Origin of the sequence: Acinetobacter sp. YH12131 (assembly GCF_013418635.1) — a bacterium.
Lineage (GTDB): Bacteria > Pseudomonadota > Gammaproteobacteria > Pseudomonadales > Moraxellaceae > Acinetobacter > Acinetobacter towneri.
Window position 1 is genome coordinate 58,106 of the sequence record NZ_VPBQ01000005.1, and the last position, 25,277, is coordinate 83,382.

The 25,277-nt window shown below is 40.4% G+C and carries 26 protein-coding genes and 1 pseudogene; 24 read left to right on the top strand and 3 right to left on the bottom strand.

From position 1 onward, the window contains the following. The first annotated feature begins 7 nt into the window (after positions 1-7). From FTU66_RS05590 to FTU66_RS05670, 17 genes are all read left to right on the top strand, one after another. On the top strand, positions 8-781 hold the full coding sequence (locus FTU66_RS05590) for a TatD family hydrolase (RefSeq protein ID WP_180112454.1): 774 nt from the start codon (positions 8-10) through the stop codon (positions 779-781). A 93-nt stretch (positions 782-874) separates the two neighbouring features. Next, a complete protein-coding gene (locus FTU66_RS05595; RefSeq protein ID WP_004976797.1) occupies positions 875-1,489 on the top strand; it encodes a TetR/AcrR family transcriptional regulator in 615 nt (204 codons plus the stop codon). 6 nt (positions 1,490-1,495) lie between these two features. Next, positions 1,496-2,047 carry a prepilin-type N-terminal cleavage/methylation domain-containing protein gene (locus FTU66_RS05600; RefSeq protein ID WP_131261481.1) on the top strand — a complete coding sequence of 184 codons (552 nt, stop codon included), beginning with the start codon at positions 1,496-1,498 and terminating at the stop codon, positions 2,045-2,047. Further along, on the top strand, positions 2,037-2,417 hold the full coding sequence (gene gspI / locus FTU66_RS05605) for a type II secretion system minor pseudopilin GspI (RefSeq protein WP_004976793.1): 381 nt from the start codon (positions 2,037-2,039) through the stop codon (positions 2,415-2,417). The genes FTU66_RS05600 and gspI overlap by 11 nt, the downstream gene beginning before the upstream one ends. Next, positions 2,414-3,037 (top strand): type II secretion system minor pseudopilin GspJ, encoded by a 624-nt coding sequence (gspJ, locus tag FTU66_RS05610; RefSeq protein WP_131261480.1) that lies wholly within the window; start codon positions 2,414-2,416, stop codon positions 3,035-3,037. Before gspI ends, gspJ begins: the two co-directional genes overlap by 4 nt. A 13-nt stretch (positions 3,038-3,050) precedes the next feature. Next, positions 3,051-4,034 carry a type II secretion system minor pseudopilin GspK gene (gene gspK / locus FTU66_RS05615; RefSeq protein WP_171501107.1) on the top strand — a complete coding sequence of 328 codons (984 nt, stop codon included), beginning with the start codon at positions 3,051-3,053 and terminating at the stop codon, positions 4,032-4,034. 182 nt (positions 4,035-4,216) lie between these two features. Beyond that, complete coding sequence (locus tag FTU66_RS05620; protein ID WP_104851897.1) at positions 4,217-4,813, top strand: 6-carboxytetrahydropterin synthase; 597 nt, start codon at positions 4,217-4,219, stop codon at positions 4,811-4,813. A gap of 37 nt (positions 4,814-4,850) precedes the next feature. Next, entirely contained in the window at positions 4,851-5,564 is a 714-nt protein-coding gene (gene ung, locus FTU66_RS05625) for a uracil-DNA glycosylase (RefSeq protein ID WP_004976786.1), read from the top strand. After that, a complete protein-coding gene (locus FTU66_RS05630; RefSeq protein ID WP_180112455.1) occupies positions 5,561-6,682 on the top strand; it encodes an enoyl-CoA hydratase/isomerase family protein in 1,122 nt (373 codons plus the stop codon). Before ung ends, FTU66_RS05630 begins: the two co-directional genes overlap by 4 nt. 27 nt (positions 6,683-6,709) lie before the next feature. After that, on the top strand, positions 6,710-7,237 hold the full coding sequence (tadA, locus tag FTU66_RS05635) for a tRNA adenosine(34) deaminase TadA (protein WP_136144582.1): 528 nt from the start codon (positions 6,710-6,712) through the stop codon (positions 7,235-7,237). 65 nt (positions 7,238-7,302) lie between these two features. Continuing rightward, positions 7,303-7,734 (top strand): SRPBCC family protein, encoded by a 432-nt coding sequence (locus tag FTU66_RS05640; protein WP_180037686.1) that lies wholly within the window; start codon positions 7,303-7,305, stop codon positions 7,732-7,734. Positions 7,735-7,750: 16 nt separating this feature from the next. Next, entirely contained in the window at positions 7,751-8,443 is a 693-nt protein-coding gene (gene cmk, locus FTU66_RS05645) for a (d)CMP kinase (RefSeq protein WP_180112456.1), read from the top strand. Between the two features lie 119 nt (positions 8,444-8,562). Then, a complete protein-coding gene (gene rpsA, locus FTU66_RS05650) occupies positions 8,563-10,239 on the top strand; it encodes a 30S ribosomal protein S1 (RefSeq protein ID WP_004976774.1) in 1,677 nt (558 codons plus the stop codon). Positions 10,240-10,398: 159 nt separating this feature from the next. Continuing rightward, positions 10,399-10,704, top strand: a complete 306-nt coding sequence (locus FTU66_RS05655; RefSeq protein WP_004976773.1) for an integration host factor subunit beta — start codon at positions 10,399-10,401, stop codon at positions 10,702-10,704. Between the two features lie 17 nt (positions 10,705-10,721). After that, a complete protein-coding gene (locus FTU66_RS05660; protein WP_179993845.1) occupies positions 10,722-11,087 on the top strand; it encodes a lipopolysaccharide assembly protein LapA domain-containing protein in 366 nt (121 codons plus the stop codon). 182 nt (positions 11,088-11,269) lie between these two features. Continuing rightward, positions 11,270-11,950, top strand: a complete 681-nt coding sequence (gene pyrF / locus FTU66_RS05665; RefSeq protein ID WP_179997007.1) for an orotidine-5'-phosphate decarboxylase — start codon at positions 11,270-11,272, stop codon at positions 11,948-11,950. A 110-nt stretch (positions 11,951-12,060) separates the two neighbouring features. Then, the gene (locus FTU66_RS05670; RefSeq protein WP_179997006.1) at positions 12,061-12,258 is read left to right on the top strand and encodes a hypothetical protein; all 198 of its coding nucleotides are present in this window, start codon (positions 12,061-12,063) and stop codon (positions 12,256-12,258) included. A gap of 62 nt (positions 12,259-12,320) precedes the next feature. Here the strand turns inward: FTU66_RS05670 and FTU66_RS05675 are convergent. Next, positions 12,321-12,461, bottom strand: a pseudogene (locus FTU66_RS05675) (LysO family transporter); the annotation flags it as partial. Between the two features lie 95 nt (positions 12,462-12,556). On the opposite strand from FTU66_RS05675, the gene FTU66_RS05680 reads away from it, so the two are divergent. Next, the gene (locus FTU66_RS05680; RefSeq protein ID WP_179997005.1) at positions 12,557-13,324 is read left to right on the top strand and encodes an META domain-containing protein; all 768 of its coding nucleotides are present in this window, start codon (positions 12,557-12,559) and stop codon (positions 13,322-13,324) included. A 49-nt stretch (positions 13,325-13,373) separates the two neighbouring features. Here FTU66_RS05680 and FTU66_RS05685 read toward each other — a convergent pair whose 3' ends face one another. Beyond that, positions 13,374-14,879: an NAD(P)/FAD-dependent oxidoreductase gene (locus tag FTU66_RS05685; RefSeq protein WP_179997004.1), complete on the bottom strand. Its 1,506-nt coding sequence runs from the start codon at positions 14,877-14,879 to the stop codon at positions 13,374-13,376. A gap of 169 nt (positions 14,880-15,048) precedes the next feature. On the opposite strand from FTU66_RS05685, the gene FTU66_RS05690 reads away from it, so the two are divergent. From FTU66_RS05690 to FTU66_RS05710, 5 genes are all read left to right on the top strand, one after another. Next, a complete protein-coding gene (locus FTU66_RS05690) occupies positions 15,049-16,056 on the top strand; it encodes an AraC family transcriptional regulator (protein WP_171501106.1) in 1,008 nt (335 codons plus the stop codon). Positions 16,057-16,145: 89 nt separating this feature from the next. After that, positions 16,146-17,300, top strand: coding sequence for a cell division protein ZapE (zapE, locus tag FTU66_RS05695; RefSeq protein ID WP_004976758.1), 1,155 nt, complete (start codon positions 16,146-16,148; stop codon positions 17,298-17,300). Positions 17,301-17,658: 358 nt separating this feature from the next. Continuing rightward, a complete protein-coding gene (locus tag FTU66_RS05700) occupies positions 17,659-19,824 on the top strand; it encodes a malate synthase G (protein WP_096901411.1) in 2,166 nt (721 codons plus the stop codon). A gap of 199 nt (positions 19,825-20,023) precedes the next feature. Further along, a complete protein-coding gene (locus FTU66_RS05705) occupies positions 20,024-21,466 on the top strand; it encodes an aldehyde dehydrogenase family protein (RefSeq protein ID WP_180112457.1) in 1,443 nt (480 codons plus the stop codon). A gap of 115 nt (positions 21,467-21,581) precedes the next feature. Then, positions 21,582-22,259 (top strand): SOS response-associated peptidase family protein, encoded by a 678-nt coding sequence (locus FTU66_RS05710; RefSeq protein ID WP_180112458.1) that lies wholly within the window; start codon positions 21,582-21,584, stop codon positions 22,257-22,259. Between the two features lie 54 nt (positions 22,260-22,313). Here the strand turns inward: FTU66_RS05710 and FTU66_RS05715 are convergent, their stop codons facing one another. Next, complete coding sequence (locus tag FTU66_RS05715) at positions 22,314-22,778, bottom strand: MarR family winged helix-turn-helix transcriptional regulator (protein ID WP_004976754.1); 465 nt, start codon at positions 22,776-22,778, stop codon at positions 22,314-22,316. A 777-nt stretch (positions 22,779-23,555) separates the two neighbouring features. Between FTU66_RS05715 and FTU66_RS05720 the strand changes: the two genes are divergently transcribed. After that, positions 23,556-25,079: a TerC family protein gene (locus tag FTU66_RS05720; protein ID WP_004976753.1), complete on the top strand. Its 1,524-nt coding sequence runs from the start codon at positions 23,556-23,558 to the stop codon at positions 25,077-25,079. The last annotated feature ends 198 nt before the right edge of the window (positions 25,080-25,277 follow it).

Sequence of the window (25,277 nt, forward strand, 5' to 3'; positions counted from 1 at the left end):
AAAAATCGTGTTTGTAGATACACATTGTCATTTAACGATGCTGGATTTAAGCCTTTATGATGGTGACTTAGATGCAGCAATTGCTCAGGCACGCCTAGCGGGGGTGTCTAAAATTATGGGTATCTCTGTCGATTTAGACGATCATATTGCATTGTCAAAAATTGCAGCACGTCATGCCGATGTCGGTTATAGCGTGGGTGTGCATCCTTGTGAAAACGCTGAAAATATGGCACGCGCCACCACCGAGCAACTGATTGCTTTGGCACAAGCAGACAAAGTCTGGGCTTTGGGCGAAACAGGTCTAGATTATTTTCACAGTACCGATTTTGTCGCAGAGCAAAAAGCCTGTTTTGCACGGCATATTCATGCGTCACAAGCTGTAAAAAAACCTGTGGTGGTACATACCCGTGCTGCTAAGCAAGATACGGTAGATATTATCCGTGCAGAAAAATCGACACATGGTGTATTACATTGCTTTACTGAAGACTGGGCAACCGCCAAAGCGGTGTTAGATTGCGGTTATTATGTGTCGTTTTCAGGCATTGTTTCCTTTAAAAATGCACAAGATTTACGTGATGTGGCTAAGCAAGTACCTTTAGACCGTGTCTTAATTGAAACTGATAGTCCATATTTGGCACCTGTGCCATATCGCGGTAAGACAAATGAGCCAAAATACGTTCCGTATGTAGCCAAAACCCTAAGTGATGTATATGATAAGTCCTTAGAGGAAATGGCTTTCATAACAACACAAAACTTTGAAAACCTGCTCAAAGGACATTAATTTGCATAGTGGAATGATGCAAAAATTTAATGTTCTGGTGATATTAAAAATTTCCATTGATTGAATAGTGAAAAGAGAGTTTATCGGGTGAAGATGGATCGTCAGGCTCAGTTTCGAGCAAGAGAAACGTTAATTTTCCAAGTGGCAGAGCAGTTGCTTTTGGAAAATGGTGAAGCAGGAATGACCCTTGATGCTTTGGCAGCAGAACTGGATTTGGCCAAAGGTACTCTATATAAACACTTTCAAAGTAAAGATGAACTATATATGTTGCTTATTATTCGTAATGAGCGCATGTTGCTAGAAATGATTAAAGATGCGGAAAAACAGTTTCCTGAACATCTAGCATTTTTTATGCTGCATCACTTACATCATCCTGAACGTACTGTGCTTTTTCATCAAATTGAAGAACGCCTTTCTACAACGGGTGTTGGCATTGGCTTGTTGTTTAGTGAACTATATCAGGTTCGTAAAAGCCGATTACGCATCATTATCCGTATGACTGAACAATATTTGGAATCTATTAATAGTCACATGGAAGTGCGTGATTATCTGGCTTCAATTTGGGCACTTACGCATGGTGCGGCAGCCATTTTAAACTCAAGTTTCTATCAGCGTTATTTAGGTTCCCGGGATACTTTACGTGTGGCCTATATCGATCAAGCGTTGGCGATGCCCAAACAAGCACAATCTTTCGAGCAATTGAATTAATACGCTATGAACACACCACTATCTTCGGTTCGCGGTTTTACGCTCATTGAATTGATGGTGGTGATAGTCATTATGGCGATTATGGCATCGCTGGTTTTAATGAATATCGGTGGTGTTGATCAGCGTAAAGCCATGCAGGCGCGGGAAGTGTTTTTATTGGATTTGCGTAAACTGAATCGTGAAGCCAATGATCAAGCGCGTATTTTTGCACTCAATTTGCATCAAGCAACCGATGTTTCACCTGCGCGATATGATGTACTGGAATATCAGCCTTATGCTTCAGAACAACAATTAACCCTGCAAAATAATCAAAAATGGCAAAACTATGGCGAATTTAAAAGCAGAACGTTGCCTGAACAAGTTTCTATCCAAATTTTATCTTTAGAACAAAGCTATCCGAATGCTAACAATAGTGAGTTGCTGCAAGGTAATGCACCCGCACTGATTTGGCTGGGCAATGGTGAAGCCAAACCTGTGCGTATTCAGTTCTATTTAGAACAGCGTCCTGTAGGTGCGGAAATAGAGGTCGATCATTTAGGAAAAATCCATGAAAGCTAAAGGATTTACACTACTTGAAGTTATGGTGGCTTTGGCAATTTTTGCAACAGCAGCTATGGCAATGACCAAAGTGGCGATGCAATATACCCAATCCACCGCCAATGCAATTTTAAGAACCAAAGCACAATTTGTGGCTTTGAATGAAGTGGCATTGATGGAAATGAATCGGCAATGGTTAAGTGGAACAGAGTCAAAGCAAGTGACACAACAGGGCGAAACATGGCAAATTGACAAGTCCACACAGCCAACCATTAGTCCGAATGTGCAACGTGTCGATCTTCAAATCAGTTTATATAATCAAGACACAGGACAAGTTGAAGCAGGAGTGACTTCTTTGGTGTTTTTTAATGCCCGTGAGCAGCAATCATGAGTACAAAGAAAGGCTTCACTTTAGTTGAGTTGCTAGTCGCTATTGCAATTTTTGCAGTGCTGTCTGCTTTGGGTTGGAAAGTATTTGATTATCTCGCCAAAGTCAAAGATCGCAATGCGATGCATGAAGCCAATCTAGAACAGTTGCAAGAAAGCTATCAACAAATATTACGTGACACGATGCAGGCTGTTCCATTAACGGCCAATGTCAAAGGGCAGCAACAACCTGCTTTGGTTTTACAAAATGGACGTTTTAATTTCAGTAAAACAGGGGTGACCGATCCTTTGCAGCAGAGTATTTCACCCCATGAGCGTGTTGAATATCAATATCGTGCCGATGAAAAAAAATTGTATCGTTTAAAATATCGTAATTTGCATCAAACGGGCAATGATCAGCCTGAGTCGAGCGTGATGTTGGATGAAGTCGAAGCCTTTGAGATTATGGTTTTGAATCCAAATGAATTGAGCAGTTGGCCTGAAAGCAGTGTCGATTCGCAGCAAACTGAACAATTAAGGCTACTCCCGAAAGGAATAAAAATAAATTTAACCGTGCGTGACGTGCAATACGAATGGATATTTAGCTTATTGCAGACTGATTTTTTAAAGAAGAAAGACAATTAAAGGCACAGTGGCAATGTATTCAAAATCGACTCAGCGCTTAGGTAGCATCATCAAATCACAACAAGGCATCGCCTTGATTACGATTTTGATGTTGGTTGCCTTAGCTACGATTTTGGCAGCGACCATTGCCAAGCGGCAAATGTACACCAGTGAAAATACCGCCTATTTGATGCGTCAAAATCAGGCATTGTTATATGCCAAAAGTGCTGAAGTATTTTTTGCAGAATTACTGCAAGATGATGCTGAAAATGCAGGCCAAGTTGATCACTTACAAGAGAACTGGGCAAAACCGATGCCGCCATTTCCAGTCGAAGATGGTTATGTATCGGGCGTGCTGCAAGATGAGTCAGGGAAATTTAATTTAAATAGTTTGCTGACAACCGAAGATCAAGTAAACGAAAAAGCAAAAAAATATTTTGAAAAATTATTGCAGCGTGTTGGGCTACCTGCGCAATTAAGTGAAGCTGTGATTGATTGGCAAGATGCAGATGATGAACCGAGTGGTGCTATGGGTGCAGAGTCGAGTTATTACCAAGGTTTGCCAATTCCTTATTTACCGCCCAATAGCTTGTTTCATAGTGCGGAAGAATTAAAACAAGTCCGTGGTTTTGAAGGTGCGAAGTATCAGCAAATTGCACCTTATGTGAGTGCCTTGCCAAAACGAGATACCACTATCAATATTAATACCGCACCTGCTTTAGTTTTGGCGAGCTTTGATGAAAAATTGGATGTGGTTGCTGTGCAAAATCTACTTGATCGTCGTAATGCCAATTTAGAGCACTTTAGCAATGTAAATGCTTTGTGGGAGTTAGATGGCTTTCAAGCTGTCGATAGCGCGATACGCAATGAATTTACAAGTTTATTGGGTGTGCAATCCCATTATTTTAAAGCCAAAATTGAAGTGGTATTGGGCGAGCGCAAACGTCAATTTAGCAGTGATTTGGTGCGTAGCGAAAAATCTGTCAATGTCAGTGGGCGAAGTCTGGCGCCATTTTAAGTATTAGCATTAACCTTGACTTAGTTGCTGTTATTCGGATGCAAATGCATTGCATATCTGTACTGAAACTGATCATTACGATTTTTGTCTGGCAATCTGCGGGCTAAAATTGGCTTATTGTTCACGTTTTGCATTATAATTAAAAAGAATATCCCCCAAATATTTTGATGACGTTAAGACCCATGTTAATTCGAAAGTTATTTAAGTTTGAAAATGCGCATATTGTGCGTAATTGCACTTCAGACCGCTGTAAGCGCTCGATTCATGGTCATAGCTATAAAGTAGAATTATTACTGAAAGCTTCAAAACTTGATCATGGACAAATGGTGTATGACTTTGGTTTGCTTAAAGGTGTAATCAAAGAATTATTTGATGCCTTCGATCATGCCATTTGTTTTTGGGAGCAGGATGACCCTGCATATATTCAAGCCTGCAAAACGTTCAGCGCACGTTGGGTATCTTTACCAGTATCGCCATCAGCAGAGCAGTTTTCACGTATTTTCTTTTATTTGGCACAACAAGTTTTGGCATCAACCATCACACAAAATGGGGAAGGTGATGTAGAAGTCTATTCTGTGATTGTACATGAAACTGATACAGGCTATGCACAAAGCTTTTTGGAAGATATTGAAAATGCGCAGATGGGATTGCTAAGTCTGGATCAAATTCATTTCTCTGAGCAAGTACAGACAGAATGGTCAGACCCACAAATGTATGAAAAATTAAAACAGGGGATGACATTCCAAAACCCGAATGTCGAGTTACAAGTTAAACTTTAAATCACATCATTAGACATCAACAAGGATTGATAGCGGTATGTCTTTTACTGAGCAGCAATATGCGAGCTTAAATAAAGTTCAGTTAGATGAGAGTTGGAAATACAATCTAGCTGAATTTTTATTGAGTCCACAAATGGATGCGCTACGCGATTTTTTGTTGCAGGAAAAACAACAGAATAAGGTGATTTATCCACCAAGTTCACTGATATTTAATGCTCTAAATACCACGCCTTTAAATCAGGTGAAAGTCGTGATTATTGGGCAAGACCCTTATCATGGACCTAATCAGGCACATGGACTTAGTTTTTCTGTACAAAGAGGGGTTGCATTGCCACCATCTTTGCGTAATATTTTCCATGAGTTACATACAGATTTAGGTGTGCCTATTCCAAGACACGGTGATTTAACCCATTGGGCAGAGCAAGGGGTATTGCTGCTCAACAGCGTGTTAACAGTAGAAGCAGGACAACCAACCTCGCACCAAAAGCAGGGTTGGGAAGATTTTACAGATCATGTGATTGATGTGTTAAATCAACAACGTGAGCATATTGTGTTTATTTTGTGGGGCGCGTATGCACAACGTAAAGGACAACGTATAGATCCAAATAAACATCTGATTTTGAAGGCAGCGCATCCATCCCCATTGGCAGCAAACCGCGGTGGTTTTTTTGGATGTAAAGTATTTTCAAAATCAAATAATTATCTTAAACAAAATGGCATTGAGCCTATAGACTGGCAGCTGGACGCATGACACATTCTCCCATTTCTAAAGAATATCATCCGGATTTAATTGTCGAAGAAGCAAATAACGGTTGGCGCATTGTACGTTTGAATCGCCCAAAATCTTTGCATGCTTTAGATGAATCTATTGTTTCTGCATTATTGGCAGTATTTGAAGACTTTCATACCGATGATAGCGTAAAAGCAATTTGGCTAGATTCGACCACACCAAAAGCATTTTGTGCAGGCGGTGATGTGCGTAAATTACGTCAGCTTGTCATTAATGATGAGGTTGCAACTGCCAATAAATTCTTTGAGCAAGAATATGCGTTGGACTTGTTGCTACATAACTATGCCAAGCCTGTTTTAGTGTGGGGTGAAGGTTATGTCATGGGTGGTGGCTTAGGTCTATTTATGGCTGCACCATTCCGTTTGGTGACACCGTATTCACGTTTAGCTATGCCAGAAATTAACATTGGTTTATACCCAGATGTAGGGGCAACTCGTTTCTTGGCTGACCGTGGTGCGATTGGCTTGTTCACAGGTTTAACGGGTTCAATTATGACTGCTGCAGGTGCGTATGGTATTGGTTGGGCAACCCATATTTGTGATGCACAACGCGCTTCTGTATTAGAAAAAGTCATTAATATTGACTGGAATCATTACCCTGCAGGTGACTTCCGTGCCATTGATGATACCTTGAACAGCATGCACCGTCCTGTAGGGCCTGGGCCGCTACAAAACTCTTTGGATGTGATTCAAAGCGTGTGCCGTGGTGTGAGTTTTGAAAGTGACTATGAGTCGATTATTGGTTTGAGTGATGCGCGTAGTGACTGGTTGCGTCAAGCCAGTGAAAATCTGCAAAAAGGTTCACCAACCACAGCGGCTTTAACTTGGTTGTTATGGCAATGGGGTAAGCAAGTTCATTCTTGGAATGAAGTATTTGAACTAGAAACTCAAATTTCTGACTGGAAAATTCGCCACGCAGATTTTGTCGAAGGTGTGCGCGCACGTTTGGTCGATAAAGACCTTGCACCAGCTTGGCAGCAAAATGGGCCAGTGCAGCTCAAAACCATTTTTGCAGACAATCCACCTGTGACGAGCATTGAAAGCTGGAATGAGTTATTGAAACAATACGAGATTATTTAATTCGTATTGATTTTTACTCATATTTAAATGTCAGAACAGAACTATAGTGATGAAGACTGGATGCAGCTTGCCTATGCGCAGGCTGCTTTGGCTGCAGCACAGGGGGAAATTCCTGTGGGTGCTGTCATCGTTAGTCAAAATCAAGTGATTGGCGCGGGTTATAACGCGCCTATTTCCTTACACGACGCAACCGCACATGCCGAAATTGTGGCAATCCGTGCAGCATGTGATCATATTCAAAATTATCGTTTACCTGAAGATGCCACGCTTTATGTCACACTGGAGCCTTGTACCATGTGTGTGGGTGCGCTCATTCACGCGCGAATTAAACGAGTAGTGTTTGGAGCAACTGAACCCAAAGCTGGCTCATTGATCAGTGCCAGAAAGCTTTTAGAGTCGGGTTATTACAATCATATTTTTGAGTATCAATCAGGTTGTTTAGAACAGCAATGTTCAGCCCAATTGAGCGACTTTTTTAAGCTGCGCCGGGCGCAAAAGAAACAACAAAAACAGCAACTGTTGATAAATGACCTCCATGATCAAAACCAGTTCTGAGTTTTAGGCTTGATTTGCGTTAAACTAAATCAAACACAACACAGCATTCATCATCAGGGCAAACTATGCACGCTATTCAAATTAAAAAAGAATTTAATGCGCCAGTTGCGCAAGTATTTGAATTACTTTCTAAACATGCAACTTATAATATTGCGTTTGCACCAATGCAAGTGGTGCGCATTAAAGACTCTGCTGACCCTGAACGTCCAGATGGTGTAGGTTCGGTGCGTCGTATGGGGATTGGGCCAATTAAACCTTTGCAAGAGCAAATTACCGTGCTTGAACCGAATCAGCGGATTGAATATAAAATCATTAAAAATCCATTGATCAAACATCATTTGGGTACCATTGAATTTCAGCAAGTGGCAGATCACAAAACCTTGGTCACGTATAGCATTGAGCTACAAGCGCGAGTTCCGTTTGTGAGCAAAGCTATTCTTGCGCAGTTGAAAACTGTAATTAAAATTGGTTTATCCAAACTCGCAAAATCTCTCTAATCATTTCGGAAACAGCATGACGGTTCAAATTATTACCATTGATGGCCCTAGCGGTTCAGGTAAAGGCACACTCGCGGCAAAATTGGCAGCATATTATCAGTTTCATTTACTCGACTCTGGTGCGTTGTATCGTTTGTTGGGTTTGGCGTTACATAAGCAGAATTTGCTAGATCAACTTGATACTGAACTGAGTCAATGCGTTGCCATTGCAACACAGCTCAATATTCAATTTGTGACCCAGCCAGATGGCACACAAGTGTTGCTTGATGGTGAAGATGTCACGCAAACCATACGTACCGAATGTGTGGGGGAATATGCCTCAAAAGTTGCGGCAGTACCTGAATTGCGCACAGCATTACTTGCACGTCAGCATGCCTTTGCCCAAGCACCAGGCTTGGTTGCAGATGGACGCGATATGGCGACCAGTATTTTCCCAAATGCGCAGGCTAAAATTTATTTAACTGCTTCGGCAGAGTCACGTGCACAAAGACGAGTAAAACAGTTGCAGGGTATGGGGCTGGATGCTAAAATAAGCGACATTTTAGCGAATATACAGGCTCGCGACAAACGAGACATGGAGCGCACAGTTGCTCCGCTCAAGCCCGCAGAAGATGCTTACATCATTGATAGTTCTGAGTTGAACATTGATGAAGTGTTTGCATTAATGACGGCTTATGTCGATCAGAAGCTTGCTATTTGCCGCGCTTAACCGCGTGAAATAAACCTATTCAGCGAACGCATAGCTTGATCAGTTCTATACGGACTATGTAGACGCTTAACTAAACCGGCCTTGTCTGATCCAAGACCGCTGACTTTATCAGGTATATCATGACCGAATCTTTTGCAGCCCTCTTTGAAGAAAGCGAATTAAACCTCAACGTTGAAAAGGGTGCTGTCATCCAAGGCGTTGTAGTAAGCATCGACTCTGACTGGGTAACAGTTGATACTGGCCTTAAATCAGAAGGCGTTGTTGACCGCGCTGAATTCTTAAACGAACAACGCGAACTTGAAGTTCAAGTTGGTGACACCGTTGATGTTGTTGTTGAAGCACTTGACAACGGTATGGGCCAAACTGTTTTATCACGTGAAAAAGCGAAACGTGCTGAAACTTGGACTAAACTTGAAAAAATCTTTGAAGACGGCGAAATCGTTACTGGTGTTATCTCTGGTAAAGTTAAAGGCGGTTTCACTGTAGACATCGGTCCAGTTCGTGCGTTCTTACCAGGTTCTTTGGTAGACACTCGTCCTATCCGTGACACAACTCACCTTGAAGGTAAAGAGTTAGAGTTCAAAGTTATCAAACTTGATGCTAAACGTAACAACGTTGTTGTATCTCGTCGTGCAGTTATGGAAGCTGAATCTTCAGCTGACCGTGAAGCGCTTCTTGCTCAGCTTGAAGAAGGTCAAACTGTTACTGGTACGATTAAGAACCTTACTGACTACGGTGCATTCGTTGACCTTGGCGGTATTGACGGTCTTCTTCACATCACTGACATGGCTTGGAAACGTATCAAGCATCCATCAGAAGTGGTTGAAGTGGGTCAAGAAGTTACTGTTAAAGTACTTAAATTTGACAAAGAGCGTAACCGCGTATCTTTAGGTCTTAAGCAATTAGGCGAAGATCCATGGTTAGCGATCATGAGCCGTTATCCTAAAGGTTCTATCGTTAAAGCTCGCGTAACAAACTTAACTGACTACGGCTGTTTCGCAGAAATCGCTGAAGGCGTTGAAGGTTTAGTACACGTTTCAGAAATGGACCACACTAACAAAAACATCCACCCATCTAAAGTTGTTCAGATTGGTGACGAAGTTGACGTTATGGTTCTTGAAGTGGACGAAGAGCGTCGTCGTATTTCTCTTGGTATCAAACAAACTCGTGCTAACCCATGGGAAGAGTTTGCTAAGAACCACGACAAAGGTGAAAAAGTTTCAGGTACAATCAAGTCAATCACTGACTTCGGTATCTTCATCGGTTTACCAGGCGGTATCGATGGCCTAGTTCACTTGTCTGACATTTCTTGGAACGAGCAAGGCGAAGAAGCTATTCGTCGTTACAAGAAAGGTGACACTGTTGAAGCGGTTATCCTTTCTGTAGACGCTGAAGGCAACCGTATCAGCCTTGGTATCAAGCAATTGAACAGCGATCCATTCAACGATTTCTTAGCTGCTAACGAACGTGGTGCTTTGGTTAAAGGTACTGTAACTGCTGTTGATGCTCGTGGCGCAACTGTTAAGTTAGCTGACGAAGTTGAAGCAACACTTAAAGCATCTGAAATCAACCGTGATCGCGTTGAAGATGCAACTAAGTTCTTGGAAGTTGGTCAAGAAGTTGAAGCGAAAATCATCAACGTAGACCGTAAATCTCGCTCTATCAACTTGTCTATCAAAGCGAAAGACGAAGCTGAAGAGAAAGAAGCTGTTGCTAACTTGAAAACTGCAACTAGCGGTCAAGACAATGGTCCTAAGACAATTGGTGACTTGATCAAAGCTCAAATGGGCAACTAAGTTGCGGGTAAACTGTATGGTTAATGTAAATTAGCACATACTTTTTACACAAATACTGTAAACGGTAGCGTAGTATTCAATTATTACGCTACCGTTTTGTATTTAAACAGGTTATTATCAGTTTAGGTAAAAGTAGCTTGATAATTAAAGAGGTCGCAGATGACTACTGAAGCACTTAATAAGTCTGATTTGATAGAACGAATTGCTTTGAAAAATCCACATTTGGCTGAGCCATTGGTGGAAGAAGCTGTGAAGATCATGATTGATCAAATGATTGCATCACTATCGGCAGATAACCGAATTGAAATTCGTGGATTCGGTAGTTTTGCATTGCATCACCGTGAACCACGTGTAGGTCGTAACCCAAAAACAGGTAAGTCTGTAGAAGTTGCGGCTAAAGCTGTACCGCACTTTAAACCGGGTAAAGCACTACGTGATGCAGTAAACGAGTCTGTAAATAAATAAAATTCCTAGGGGTGTTTATGCGTTACGTTCTAGTCGCTATTTTAGTTATTCTATTTGGATATTCTCTGGCATTGGTTTTGCAAAACGGCACTGAACTTTCAGTTGACCTGTTATTTACTCAAGTGCCTGCAATGCGTTTGGGTCTATTGCTACTGATTACATTGGCACTTGGTTTGGTGCTAGGGTTATTGTTGGGCGTGCAGGTTTTCCGTGTATTCCAAAATAGTTGGGAAATTAAGCGACTACGTAAAGATATTGAATACCTACGCAAAGAGCAAATTCATGCAGCTCAACTGGCTGCTTCTGAAGCTGCTGCGCATACTCGTCATGAAAAAACGGTATTAGATGTGCATACTGAAGATCGTTCTTCTAATGCACTTTAATTTGCTCTGTTGAGCGAATTGATCATCAACACCTCAAGGTTATCTTGGGGTGTTTTTTTATGTGTGCCTTTGACGAATGGCTGATTATCGCTGCGATGGGGGATAAGCTGTCTTTTTGACTATCTGCTTGGCACGAATCACTTTATAATAGCGACTCTTTGTCAAATCCATAGGTAATTCTCTTGAGTATCATTGTTGCCCTCGATGCTAAAAGCCAATATGACGCCTTAACCATTGCAGAACAATTAGACCCTGCATTATGTCGAGTAAAAGTTGGTAAAGAGTTATTTACCCATGAAGGTCCTGCAGTCGTGAAAGCCTTGCATGACAAAGGTTTTGAGGTTTTTCTAGATTTGAAATTTCACGATATTCCAAATACAACGGCTCAGGCAGTATGTGCTGCAGCAGATTTAGGCGTGTGGATGGTCAACGTGCATGCTGCAGGTGGTCGTAAAATGATGGAAACCTGCGTGGAGCGTTTAAAAGCGGGGAATTACCAAACCCAATTGATTGCAGTGACTGTTTTAACGTCAATGGGACGTGAAGATTTGCGTGATATTGGTTTGGATATCGAACCTGTAGAGCAAGTTAAACGCTTGGCCAAGCTCACTCAAGAGAGTGGCCTGGATGGTGTAGTATGTTCGGCACAGGAAGCCAAAATGCTACGCGAAACTTTAGGACAAGATTTTGCCTTAGTAACTCCAGGGATTCGTCCTGAGGGTTCGAATGCAGATGACCAGAAACGTATTGTGACACCTAAACAGGCAATGCTGAACGGTTCAACACATTTGGTTATTGGTCGTCCTATTACACAAGCTGCTAATCCAAATCAGACTTTAAAAGATATTTTAGCGACGTTGTAATTGTTGTACTTTTACTTTGTCACATGAGTGCGAAAAGCCTTTTTTAAGAAAGGCTTTTCATTTTGAATATAGTGTGATTTTATGAGATTTTTTTAATTGAGGATTTTTTCATGTCCCCTGAATTAAATACGGAAGATTTACAACAACAAGCCGAAGAAATTGTACAACAGTTAGAAGAAACCGAACAACAACAGGCACCTCAAAGTCAGAGTACAGATTGGACATCGGGCGTGGATGTGATTGAAATTGGGGCAGATATTTTGGATTTTTTGGGTGATGTTTTAAGCAATATTGATATTAATTTCTAAGATCAAGATGTCATAAAATGGGGGCAACTTATGGTTGCCTCTCATTTGCGTTGCAATACCATTTAAAACTTCAAATTTAAAAATAAACTAATCAATAGTGGTGCGAGTAGCGAAAGAATTAAGCCACTCATCATGGCATGTGGCACATAATGCGTGCCACATGATTGCTTCACCATGGCCAGGGTAACATCCATTGAAGTTGCTTAATTTTTTATTTTATCCCAGTATATGATTCATCCATTATGCCCAGATAAGTGCTATACAAAATATCAGCAGATAGATATGGAGGAGGGACTAAATGCAAGTTAAATCTATATTTTTCTTTTTATGCTGTAGTGTGGGTTTACTTGCTTGTACCCCAGTTGTACAGGAGCCAAAAAAGATTTCAGTAGATCCAGAGAAAATATTAACTTCATATTTTTGGCAATATCAACCCCCAAATGAGAATCCTCCAATTAAATTAATCTTTGAAAATAATAGTGTTGGGGTGAATACAGGGTGTAATGCTGGGGGTGCGCCTTATAAAATTCAGGGGAAAAAATTAATTGCGACAGAAGATTTTATGCTAACCGCTATGGGATGTTCTGATGAATTAGCAAAACAAGAAGTATTAGCGACAAATTTATTTGATCAAGACAAGCAGGCTATATTTACCTTGGATTCAACCAATATTGCTCAACCAACCTTAACATTTAAAATGTTAGATAGTCAGCAGTATTCATTTGTAGGAAAAATGACACCTGAAACAAAATATCAGTCTAAACCTGAAATTTTAACATTTGAGGTTTTTCCTCATTTCGTATCTTGTGAAAATAACAGCGCAGCTTCCGATCGACCACAATGCTTAAAGATTCGTGAAATTAAAGAGGTCGGATTATGGGAAAATCGGGAAAAAGGACAGTGGCAAATTATTAAACAAGATCAAATTGAAGATTATCAGCATATTGAAAATACGTATGCCATGATTTTAGTGAAACGTTTTCCCCTAAAAGATCACAAGCGTCCGTATGTGGATGTTTATTACACCACACCAAGGTCAGGTAATGGCGATTATTACGAACCTTAAAACAATAAAGGAGAGGATCATAAATTATCCTCTCCTTTATCATTACAATTTAAGCGACTTGTTTTTTTGATTGCTTAGCGTCATTACTCATAAAATTATAATCAGCAACATTGGCTTTACGCGTTTCTAACCAGTATTTCCAGGTATAAGTTGGCCATAGAGAGAAGTTTTTGCCATCCGCTGCCTGATACCAACTACTACAGCCACCTGCTTGCCATACCGTACCTTTAAGCTGTTCCTGTACACGTTCGTTGAACTGATCTTGTACATCATGCTTGATTTCAATCGCCTGAGTAGCAGTTTTATCCACGGTCTGGATCAACTGTAGAATATAGTTCACTTGTGATTCAATCATGAAAATCACAGAGTTATGACCTAAGATTGTGTTAGGACCAAGTAGCTGGAACAGGTTCGGGAAGTTCTTGGTGACAATGCCATAATAACTCTCAGCGCCATCTTTCCATGCCTGTTTCAGCTCAATGCCATTACGACCGACACAATCAAAATGCTTTAAGTAGATACGTGGATCGGTAATAAAACCTGTACCATAAATCAGGCAGTCAATCTGACGTTCTTTACCATCTTTGGTGATGATGCCATTTGCAGTAATTTCCTGAATAGCATCTGTAACCAGTTCAACGTTTTTACGGTTAAAGGTTGGAAAGTATTTGTTGGAAATCAAAATACGCTTACAACCCATGACGAAATCAGGAGTTAGTTTCTTGGCGAGTTCTTTATCTTTCACCTGAAAACGAATAAAGGCTTCTGCAAGCTTTTGACCATATTTCATGATCTGAGGTTGTACAATCGGCACGACACGAGACTCATTGGTCCAGTACAAGCGGGTACGATGGATTTGGCGATAAATATTCGATGCCTTGAACAAAGTCTTGCTGAGTTGTGAATATTTACGTTCATCGCGTGGAATGACCCATGCAGCCGTACGTTGCATCACATATAGTTGTTTGACTTGGGGTGCAATTTCAGGAATGTATTGAATTGCGCTGCCGCCAGTACCAATGGATGCCACAACTTTACCATTTAAGTCGTATTGATGATCCCATTGTGAGGAGTGAAAAACCTTGCCCTGAAACTTTTCAATCCCTTGAATGTGAGGGATTTGCGGCACATGTAGTGGACCAGAAGCAAAGATTAAATATTGACAACTCAATTGTCTGCCATCTTTTAATGTAACGTGCCACAGACATTCTTTTTCATGGTATTCCGTATGCACCACTTCGCTGTTAAATTGGCAATATTCACGCAGATTAAATTGTTGCACCACATCTTGAATATATTGAAAAATTTCTGGTGCTTCGGCATAGCGTTTTGACCAGTCAGTTTTGGGTGCAAATGACAATGAATACAGATGCGACTGCACATCACAAGCCGCACCAGGGTATTGATTTTCACGCCAAGTACCACCCACTTCATCAGACTTTTCTAAAATCACAAAGTTATGAATATTGCGTTGTAGTAAACGAATCGCCATGGCTAATCCGCCAAAGCCTGCACCAATAATTGCGACTTGATAATACGCTGCTGCATCCTGCATGAAGACATCCTTATATTTATTTTGTTTGACTTGAGTTTGTTTGAGTCAGGATAGAATAAGCCAGCATGTGGTAACATGATCGTGCTGACATAAAAATTGATATTTTCGGCAATTTCTATCTGTGGATGAATCGGGTAAAAAGGATATTCCGTTTCGCACTGTTCATTTTATGAAAAGATCCATACTTGGCTTAATGTATTTAATACAAGGCATGCGTAAAGCAGGCGTTGATGTCGATGCAAAATTGCAAAGTATCGGCTTGCGTGCAGATGCGCTGGATACCAGTTCAATTATTCATCCGAGTTTGGAATGGGATATTCTAAAAGTGATTGGTGAAGATGTAGAACCTGAAATGGGGCTGTTTATTGGACAGCATTATGCTTTGGCAGGTTATGGTCCTTTATTGATGTTATTGGTGACCAGTCCAGATATTGCCACTGCATTAGAAAAAGGGATTCAATATCAGGGATTGACGCATTTAAGCGGGAAACTAAGTTTACAACATAGCACGCGACATATTGCATTGTGTTATCAACCCAATGATTTACATAGTAGTTTAGGTGTATTACGTGCGCAGTGTGAAATTTCAGGCACATTCAAATTTATTCAAGACCTATATAAAATGATGGGGATGAGTGCGCCACGTATTCGCATAGAATTGCCATTTGTACAGCCGCAGCAAAGTGAAGTTTTGCAAACTTTTTATGATTATTACGGTCAAGATATTGTTTTTAATCAATCACAAGCAGCATTTTGGTTTGATGATGCAGTTCTCACAGCACGTATTCCCTCTGCCGATGCAGTCACTTTTAGCAGTTATGAAGCCAAGTGTGTGATTGAGTTAGAGCGACTTAAACTTGAAGATGATGCGCCTTCGGTAGTGCAGCGCGTAAAAGATTATTTGGAGTTACAACAGGGCAGTATGCCGAGCATGGCAGAAACAGCACATGCTTTGCAAATTCCTGAACGGACATTGCGCCATCAACTGCAACAACTGAACACCAGTTATAAACAAATTCGTGAAGATCTCATCAAAGATAAAGCATTGCGATTAATTGAATATCAGGAATATTCAATTGAAATGATTGCAGAGTTACTTGGTTATTCAGAACCCGCAGCATTTAATCATGCCTTTAAGCGGTGGTTTGGACAAAGTCCACGCCAATATACAAAATAGCCTAAGTATTTTGCAAACTATGCCAAAGTGCTATATCTCGTGATTCGATCTTCGTTATAATCTATTTGCCCAAATAAGTACTGATGAATATGTCTGATTTTAATTCGCCACAAACCACAGCCTTTACTCCATTATCGCCTGCGGAGCGTTATGCACAAGCGTTAGCCTCTGGACAATTTATGCCAGATGATGCGCAGGCGCAGGCTGTACACGAACTTGAGCGTGTGTGGCAGGAATTAATTCAACGCTATAAAGCATCAAAAAAAGCGTTCCGCCGTTTCCGCCGCCAAACAGCACCACAGGGTGTTTATATGTGGGGTGGTGTAGGTCGTGGTAAAACATGGCTCATGGATCAGTTTTACGACTCGATTCCATTTAGACGTAAAACACGTATGCACTTTCACCACTTTATGCAGCATGTGCATCGTGAACTGAACAAACTTTCAGGGCAGCGTAACCCGCTCGATTCTGTTGCAGACCAAATTTATAAAGATGCAGTGGTGATTTGTTTCGATGAATTTTTCGTATCTAACGTGACTGATGCGATGATTCTGAGTGACTTGTTCCAAAAATTATTCCATCGTGGCATTACTTTGGTGGCAACATCTAACATCGCCCCAGACGGTTTATATAAAAATGGTATCCATCGAGATCGTTTTATTCCAACCATTGAAATGGTCAAAAAACATTGCCAAGTGCTAAATGTCGATGCTGGTGTAGATTATCGCTTACGTGTTTTGAAACAGGCGCAATTATTTAAATCGCCTTTAACGCATGATAATCAAAACTGGATGGCACAGCGTTTCAGTGCTTTGAGTAATACACAACATTATTCTTCTGAGCCAATTATTATCAACCAACGTATTGTTGAAACAATTGCGCATACTGAAGATGTGTTGTGGTGTGAATTTTCAGAACTGTGCTTTAAACCGCGTAGTCCTGCAGACTTTATTGAAATTGCCAACATCTACAACACGGTTTTGGTGAGCAATGTACCGCATTTAACAGACTTCTTGTCTGAAGGAACACGTCGTTTTATTTATTTGGTCGATGAATTTTATGATCGTGGTGTCAAGTTATTACTGACTTCTGAAGATTCGATTATTGAAATTTATCAGGGCGAAAAACTGGCATTTGAAATTGAACGCACACGTTCACGTTTATTGGAAATGCAGTCTGATGATTACTTAAATGAAGAACATCGACAGATACAGGCCACCGAAGCCAAACATCAAATCAGTTGATCTTTTAAGCGCCTAGAACTAGGCGCTTTTTTATGATAGAAAAGATGTGACTGTTGGTTTTATCGACATTTTGTCATAAACATGGCTTAATCTTGAAGGGTTGCAATAAGACTGACGCCGATTTTTACAACAAAATCTGAACTTAAGTCTAATTTCGACATTTCAAAAACTTTATACACTGTAAAAGTGTATTTAGATGAGTAATAGTGTCGTGTTTCTGATCAGGATTTATGATGATTGTTGTCATTCATCTTGTAATAAATGATCGTTATTTTGAAATGTGATAATACTATTCAGCTAAATATAAATCAGTATACTAGAATCTCTTGTATAAAAAGTAGCAATATCAGGAAAGACAATGACTGCACGTATTCAAAAAGGCAAGTTAGCGATTGCTAAAGAACTTTACGATTTCATCGAAAATGAAGCATTACCAGGTTCTGGTTTGGACAGTGATACATACTGGAAAAACTTTGAGCAAGTCGTTGTCGATCTTAGCCCTAAGAACAAAACATTACTCGCAAAGCGTGATGAGCTTCAGGCTAAAATTGATGAATGGCACCGCAATAATACATTTGAATTAGAAGCTTACAAAGCTTTCTTGACTGAAATTGGCTACTTATTACCAGAAGTAGAAGATTTTCAAATTACCACCGAAAATGTTGATGAAGAAATCGCATTATTGGCTGGTCCACAGCTCGTAGTACCTGTACGTAACGCACGTTATTGCTTGAACGCAGCAAACGCACGTTGGGGTTCGTTATATGACGCACTTTACGGTTTTGACGTTATTTCTGAAGAAAATGGCGCAGAAAAAGGTAAAGGCTACAACCCAGTTCGTGGTGAAAAAGTAATTGCATTCGCGAAAAACTTCTTAAATGAAACTTTCCCATTGGCGCAAGGTTCACATGCCGACGCGACTCAATATGCTGTAGAAGCAAACAAACTTGTTGTTCGCCTAAAAGATGGTTCTACAACAACTGTTGCGGATAGCTCTAAATTCGTTGGTTACAATGGCGAAGCTTCTGCACCAACTGAAATCGTACTGAAAAATAACGGCCTGCACGCAATCATCCAGATTGATGCAAACAGCCCAATTGGACAGACAGATGCAGCTGGCGTGAAAGATGTTGTGCTTGAAGCGGCTGTAACGACGATTCAAGACTTGGAAGACTCTGTTGCAGCAGTTGATGCTGAAGAAAAAGTTGAAGGCTACCGTAACTGGTTAGGCTTGATGAAAGGTACGCTTGAAGAGTCTATCGAGAAAAATGGCAAGACCATTACCCGTAAACTAAATGCTGACCGCACCTTCAAAAATGTTGAAGGCGGTGAGACCAAGGTTCATGGCCGTTCATTGATGCTGCTTCGTAACGTGGGTCACTTGATGACAAACCCGGCGATCCTTGTAGATGGCGAAGAAATTTATGAAGGCATCATGGATGCATTGGTCACTCCATTGCTTTCTGTGGCTGATATCCGTGGTGAGAACACGATCAAGAACTCACGTACCGGTTCTATGTATATCGTTAAGCCAAAAATGCACGGTCCAGAAGAAGTAGCATTTGCGGTTGAGCTGTTTGAACGTGCTGAACAAGCGCTTGGCTTACCTGCTAAAACCCTGAAAATCGGTATCATGGATGAAGAGCGTCGTACCTCTGTTAACCTGAAAAACTGTATTGCTCAGGCGAAAGACCGTACCATCTTTATTAACACCGGTTTCATGGATCGTACAGGTGATGAAATCCATACCTTCATGGAAGCAGGTCCATTTGTTCGTAAAGGCGAAATCAAAGGCCAAAAATGGTTCCCAGCTTACGAAAACCGTAACGTCATGGTAGGTCTACAAACAGGTCTACGTGGTAAAGCACAGATTGGTAAAGGCATGTGGCCAAAACCAGACATGCTTTTAGACATGTACAAAACCAAGACTGAACATCCTGAAGCAGGCGCAAGCTGTGCATGGGTTCCGTCTCCAACAGGTGCAGTGATTCACGCGATTCACTACCATCAAATTAATGTAGCAAACCGTCAGCAAGAATTGCTTGCAACTGAAGCATTGCCTTTAGATGATTTGTTAACTCCACCTCTTGCAACTGATACCAACTGGTCTGAAGAAGAGAAACTAAAAGAACTGGAAAATAACTGCCAAGGTATCTTGGGTTATGTCGTTCGTTGGGTTGATCTGGGTGTAGGTTGTTCTAAAGTTCCAGACATCAATGATGTGGGCCTGATGGAAGACCGTGCAACTTTACGTATTTCTTCTCAGCACGTTGCCAACTGGTTACGTCACGGAATTGTAACGCGTGAACAGGTTGAAGAAGTAATGCAGCGCATGGCGAAAATTGTAGATCAACAAAATGCTGATGATCCACTATACACGCCTATGTCTAACGACTTTGCTAATAACATTGCATTCCAAGCTGCATCTGACTTGATCTTCAAAGGTGGCGAGCAACCTTCTGGTTACACAGAGCCACTTTTACACGCAGCGCGTTTAAAGTTAAAAGGTTATACAGGTGATTAATCCTTTAGGATTTGATTTACTGATTGTGTAATACAAACAAATGAGCCTCTTCGGAGGCTTTTTTGTTGCCTGTATTTTGCTTATGGTTTTTTGAAAATTTTGCAGCTGAATAGTTACAGGATGTACTTGCTGCTAGAAAAACATCAAGCTGCGGAGTAGAGTGAAAGTCATATATAAAAAGTAGCGCAAGGACAAATACATGCCAGCATATCAAGATTTGAATCAACAATTTATTGGCGGCAAGTGGTCGGTTGGGACATCTACTAAAACCATTCCAAACTTGAATCCATATCATCAAACTACAATTTTTGAGATGCAGGGCGCCAGCGTGGTAGATGTTGATAGTGCCTATAGTACAGCGCAAAAAGCTTTTGATGAACAATTGATTCAATCCACAAGTCTGCGTCAATACATCATTAAGAACTTAGAGCAAGTCATTCAGCAACGACGCGAAGAAATTATCCAGTGGCTGATTGATGAGTCGGGCAGTACCCGTTTAAAAGCCAATATCGAAGTCGATGCTGCTTTAGGGATTATTCAAGAAGCTGCACAATTTCCCGAGCAAATGACCACGACGCAACTGGAAAGCAAAGATCCGAAAGTCCGTAGTGTTGTTTTGCGTAAACCTTTGGGTGTTATTGCTGTGATCAGTCCGTGGAATTTCCCTTTCCATTTGTCTATGCGTTCAGTGGTTACAGCGATTGCTTGTGGTAATAGTGTAGTGTTCAAACCTGCCAGTGATACGCCAGTCACAGGTGGAACTATACTCGGTAAACTGTTCGAAGAAGCAGACTTGCCTGCAGGCGTACTCAATGTGGTGGCGGGTGCGAGTCGTGAAATTGGTGATTACTTTGTTGAGCATGCAACTCCTAAAATGATTTCATTTACAGGCTCTACAGAAGTTGGACAGCATGTAGGGCAACTGGCCGTTGCGGGTGAGCATTTAAAACGTGTCGCCTTAGAACTCGGTGGCAATGCACCTTTAGTCATTTTGGATGATGCAGATATAGATTTGGCCGTAGAACTAACTGTGATGGGGCGCTTTTTGCATCAAGGTCAAATTTGCATGAGTACCAATCGGGTCATTGTCGATCAGTCTATTTATGCAGCCTATCTTGAAAAATTGTTAGCAAGTGTGTCGCAATTAGTAGTAGGTGATCCGAATAAAAATGACACCTTGATTGGGCCAATTATTAATGCAGAACAGGTGAAAAAGCATCAGCATATTATTCAAAAAGCACAGGCGCAGGGTGCAGAATTGGTTTATGCGGGCGGGGTTACGGGGAACTTAGTTGCACCACATGTTTTTGTGAATGTCGCTGCCGATTCAGAAATTGTACAAAATGAAAGTTTTGGACCTATTTTACCGATTCTCAAAGCAGCAGATACCGCACATGCCTTACAGTTAGCGAACGATACACGCTATGGTTTATCTGCTGCTGTATGCACTACAAATGTAGAACGCGGTGCAGAATTTGCAGCACAGTTTGATGTTGGAATGACACATATTAATGGTATTACCGTTGCCGATCATGCCAATGCACCGTTTGGTGGTGAGAAAAACTCAGGCTTAGGTCGTTTTAATGGGCGCTGGATATTTGAAGAATTTACCCGCACGCATTGGCTGACATTGCCAGCTTAACGGTAATTATTTGTCCTGCGTTTTGTTTGAGTAAGAAGGAATGCGTGGGTGCGCACTTACTGTTCATGATCAAAACGCATAATATAGTGCGTGTGTCTAATCATCCAATTTGTATATGTGTGCCAATTTTAAACCAATAAGCATAGCGCAATTATCTGCATTAGGTCTGCCTGAAATTCCGTTTGAATATGCTGAAGAAGCGTATCCAAATTCGAGTGTGCCACTATTGTTTAAGTCTGAACAAGGTTTAGAGTGGCGCTCGGTGAATTTTGGCTTGATTCCCAAATGGGCGGAAGACAGAAGTATTGCGCAAAAAACCTATAATTGCCGTAACGAAACTTTATTAGAAAAACCAAGTTTTAGTGAAGCTGCTTATAAGTGTAAATTTGGCGCGATTGTTGTGTCAGAATTTTATGAATCCAAATATATAGACAGTAAACCGCAGCGTTGGGGTGTACGTCGTAAAGATGGACAGGCCTTTTTTATTGCAGCACTGTATGAAATTTGCCGTTTAAAGGATGGGCAAGGCACGGAAGAAATTGTCCGTTCTGCGAGTATGATTACCATGGACGCAATTGATCACGCGATGATGAAGGAATTTCATGAGCCTGGGCCAGTCAAACGTTCTGTTATTGTTATTCCACATGCACGTTTAGATGAATGGCTAAGTTTGAAAACACCGAACATACACAGCTTTGTGCAGGGCTTTCCTTTAGACGAGTTTGAGTGTTCACATGTACCAAAAGTAAAGATCGAAAAAGTAAGCCCCCAGCTCAATTTTTTCGATCTTTAAGTACATCTTGTGCTTATATAGGATAAGAACAGATGTGGAACAATAACGTGATGTTTAGCGTGCTAAATTATTAAAAATATGACGTAAACTTTCCATCATTTTTTCAATTTGTAGTGGAGTTAAACCATCAAATGACTGCTCTAAAACAACGCTAGTCAGATCATTAATTTTGTTGGTCATCTCATTACCTTTTTCAGTAAGCACGACACGAGTGATACGCGCATCATCATCACAAGAATAAGTTTCAACCAAACCTTCATCTTTTAAACGATAAACAATTTTAGTTGTAGTTGACATTTTTGACACCACCATGTCTGACAAATCAGACACACTCGCATGTGCTTTTGACCTTAATGCCAATAAAATACGACGGCGAGAATTATCTAAACCATACTTTTTAAGTGCCTGATCGACATTCTGTACATATTGAGCATGTACTTGTGTGACCCAATAATACGGAAATTGTTCAATATCATATTGGTCGGCGGATGGTAGAAATTTTGAATATTTCTTGGACATTGCATATTCCCTGCATTGTTTTAATTGTATTTTTGATATTTCACATTTTATGTGAAAACTCATGTGCTTAGCAAGATGCTTTCAGTGGCTAAAATTTGGTTGAAATCTGACGAAATATGATGAATCTCGATTTAGAAGCTGGCTTTGAAATGGCTATTTTTCCAAGCGCGTAGGCATTTGTTTAAGTTCAATCCATATTCATGTGTCATATCAATTAATCCTATAGAATTGTTTTAGTTTGGATTAGTAGTGAGTTATCTGGTTTTATAAGTTGAATTATCAATTTAACCATCAACTTAGGCTGCATTTTAGTTAAAAAAATACATTTGTACACTTGGCTTTTAGGTAAAAGTGCGGGTTATTGCGTTGAATTTTGCAAAAAAATTATAAGCTTTGGTCTAATCTTTTAACAATAGTTGTTTTTTATCAATATTTTAAGTTTAGATTAAAGTGTGGGTTGGCTTACAGTTGTAATCTATGACTAATGCGTCTAAAAATACATTACAATTCATTTGACATTTTTAATCCATTCTCACGGCTTTTGTTTGGCTGTCATCGCTCTAAAAAAATTAAGAATGTGAAAAATAAAGTAAAAACCATCTTATAGATCGTACTGTTTAGTTTTATTCAAAAAAATTAAAAATTTAATTACAAATGTTCAAGATTGTGCATAATTAAGCTATCTATTGCTAAAAAGGTTACTTTTATGGATCCGTCGCCGTGCGCAGGTCTACTTTATATTTCGATTTCTGCTAACTATCTCGGAGCTATGAACTAATGGAGTTTTTATTAGATCCGGGAATATGGGTTGGTTTAATTACACTTATTATTCTAGAAATCGTATTAGGTATTGATAACCTAGTCTTTATTGCAATTCTTGCAGAAAAATTACCCCCAGAACAGCGTGATAAAGCCCGTGTGATTGGCTTATCTTTAGCGTTGTTTATGCGTTTAGGATTGTTATTTGCAATCTCTTGGTTGGTTACTTTAACCGAACCGTTAATTACCTTATTTGAAAAAACCTTTTCAGGGCGTGACCTCATTCTCTTGGGTGGCGGTTTGTTCCTCGTCTATAAGGCGGTAGGAGAGTTGCATGAGAAGATGGAAGGCAAACCCGAAGTCAAAGTCACGACCAATGTGGTTTATGCAAGTTTTGCCGCAGTTGTAGCACAAATTGTTGTTCTAGATGCAGTTTTCTCTTTAGACTCAGTCATTACCGCAATTGGCATGGTCGACAACATCTATGTGATGATGGTTGCCATGGTGGTTGCAATGTTGGTGATGTTACTTGCATCTAAGCCATTAACTGCTTTTGTGAACCGTCATCCAACAGTGGTGATTTTGTGTTTAAGCTTCTTACTATTAATTGGTATCAGCTTGATTGCAGAAGGTTTTGGCTTCCATATCCCTAAAGGTTATATCTATTCGGGTATTGGTGTTGCGATTGCTATTGAAGCGTTTAACCAATTTGGTCAGCGCAATGTTGCAAAACATGAAGCAAAAATTCCGTTACGTCACCGTACTGCAGATTCAATTTTAAAATTGATGGGGGGGCGAGTTGAAACCAGTAGCCCTGATTTGCATAACGAAGCGCAAGAAGCGTTTGCAGATGAAGAACGCTACATGATTGGTGGTGTCTTGACCTTGGCAGAGCGTTCAGTCGCATCAATTATGACGCCACGTAGCCAAATTTCATGGGTCGATATTGAAGATTCACCTGAACAAATCCGCGAACAGATTCTATCTGTACCACACAGCTTATTCCCAGTGTGTCGTGGTAGTTTAGATAAAGTCATTAGTATTGTACGTGCCAAAGAGTTGTTAGATGTATTGGACGAAGAAGAAGAGCTTAAAGCTTTAATTAAACGTCAGCGTCCAATTTACATTTTTGAAAAAATGAAAGTGATTGATGCGATCAATACGTTACGTACCTCTAAAGGTTCTTTGGTTTTAGTCAGCGATGAGTTTGGTAATGTTCAAGGTTTGATTTCACCGCTTGATGTGTTTGAAGCGATTGCAGGTGAATTCCCTGATGCAGACGAACAGTTAGATTTGGTTAAAACCAATGAAAACGAATGGAAAGCAACAGGTATGCTGGATTTATACCAGCTTGAACTTGAACTGGGTATGATGGATCTGATTGAAGAAGATGCAGGCTACATTAGCGTTGCAGGTTTGATTTTAGATAAAACCCAAGGTGAAGTTCAGGTCGGCACGCAGTTGGATTATCAAGGTGTGCACTTTGAAGTGACAGAACTTGATGGTAACCGTATTAAAACTGTGATGATTCGCTTACGCTAATTACTAAGCTTTGAATTAAATCACTCAAAAAGCTCTACCGAAATGGTGGAGCTTTTTTATGGTGTAATAAAAAGATTGTGATGTTTCATCCTGAAAATGTGTATCAGCGATAAGTCTGGATTTTAAAAGCTGAACATGAAATGTGGCATGGAATAGAAAAAAAGAAACAACCAAACAGGATTACAAATTTGGTTGCTT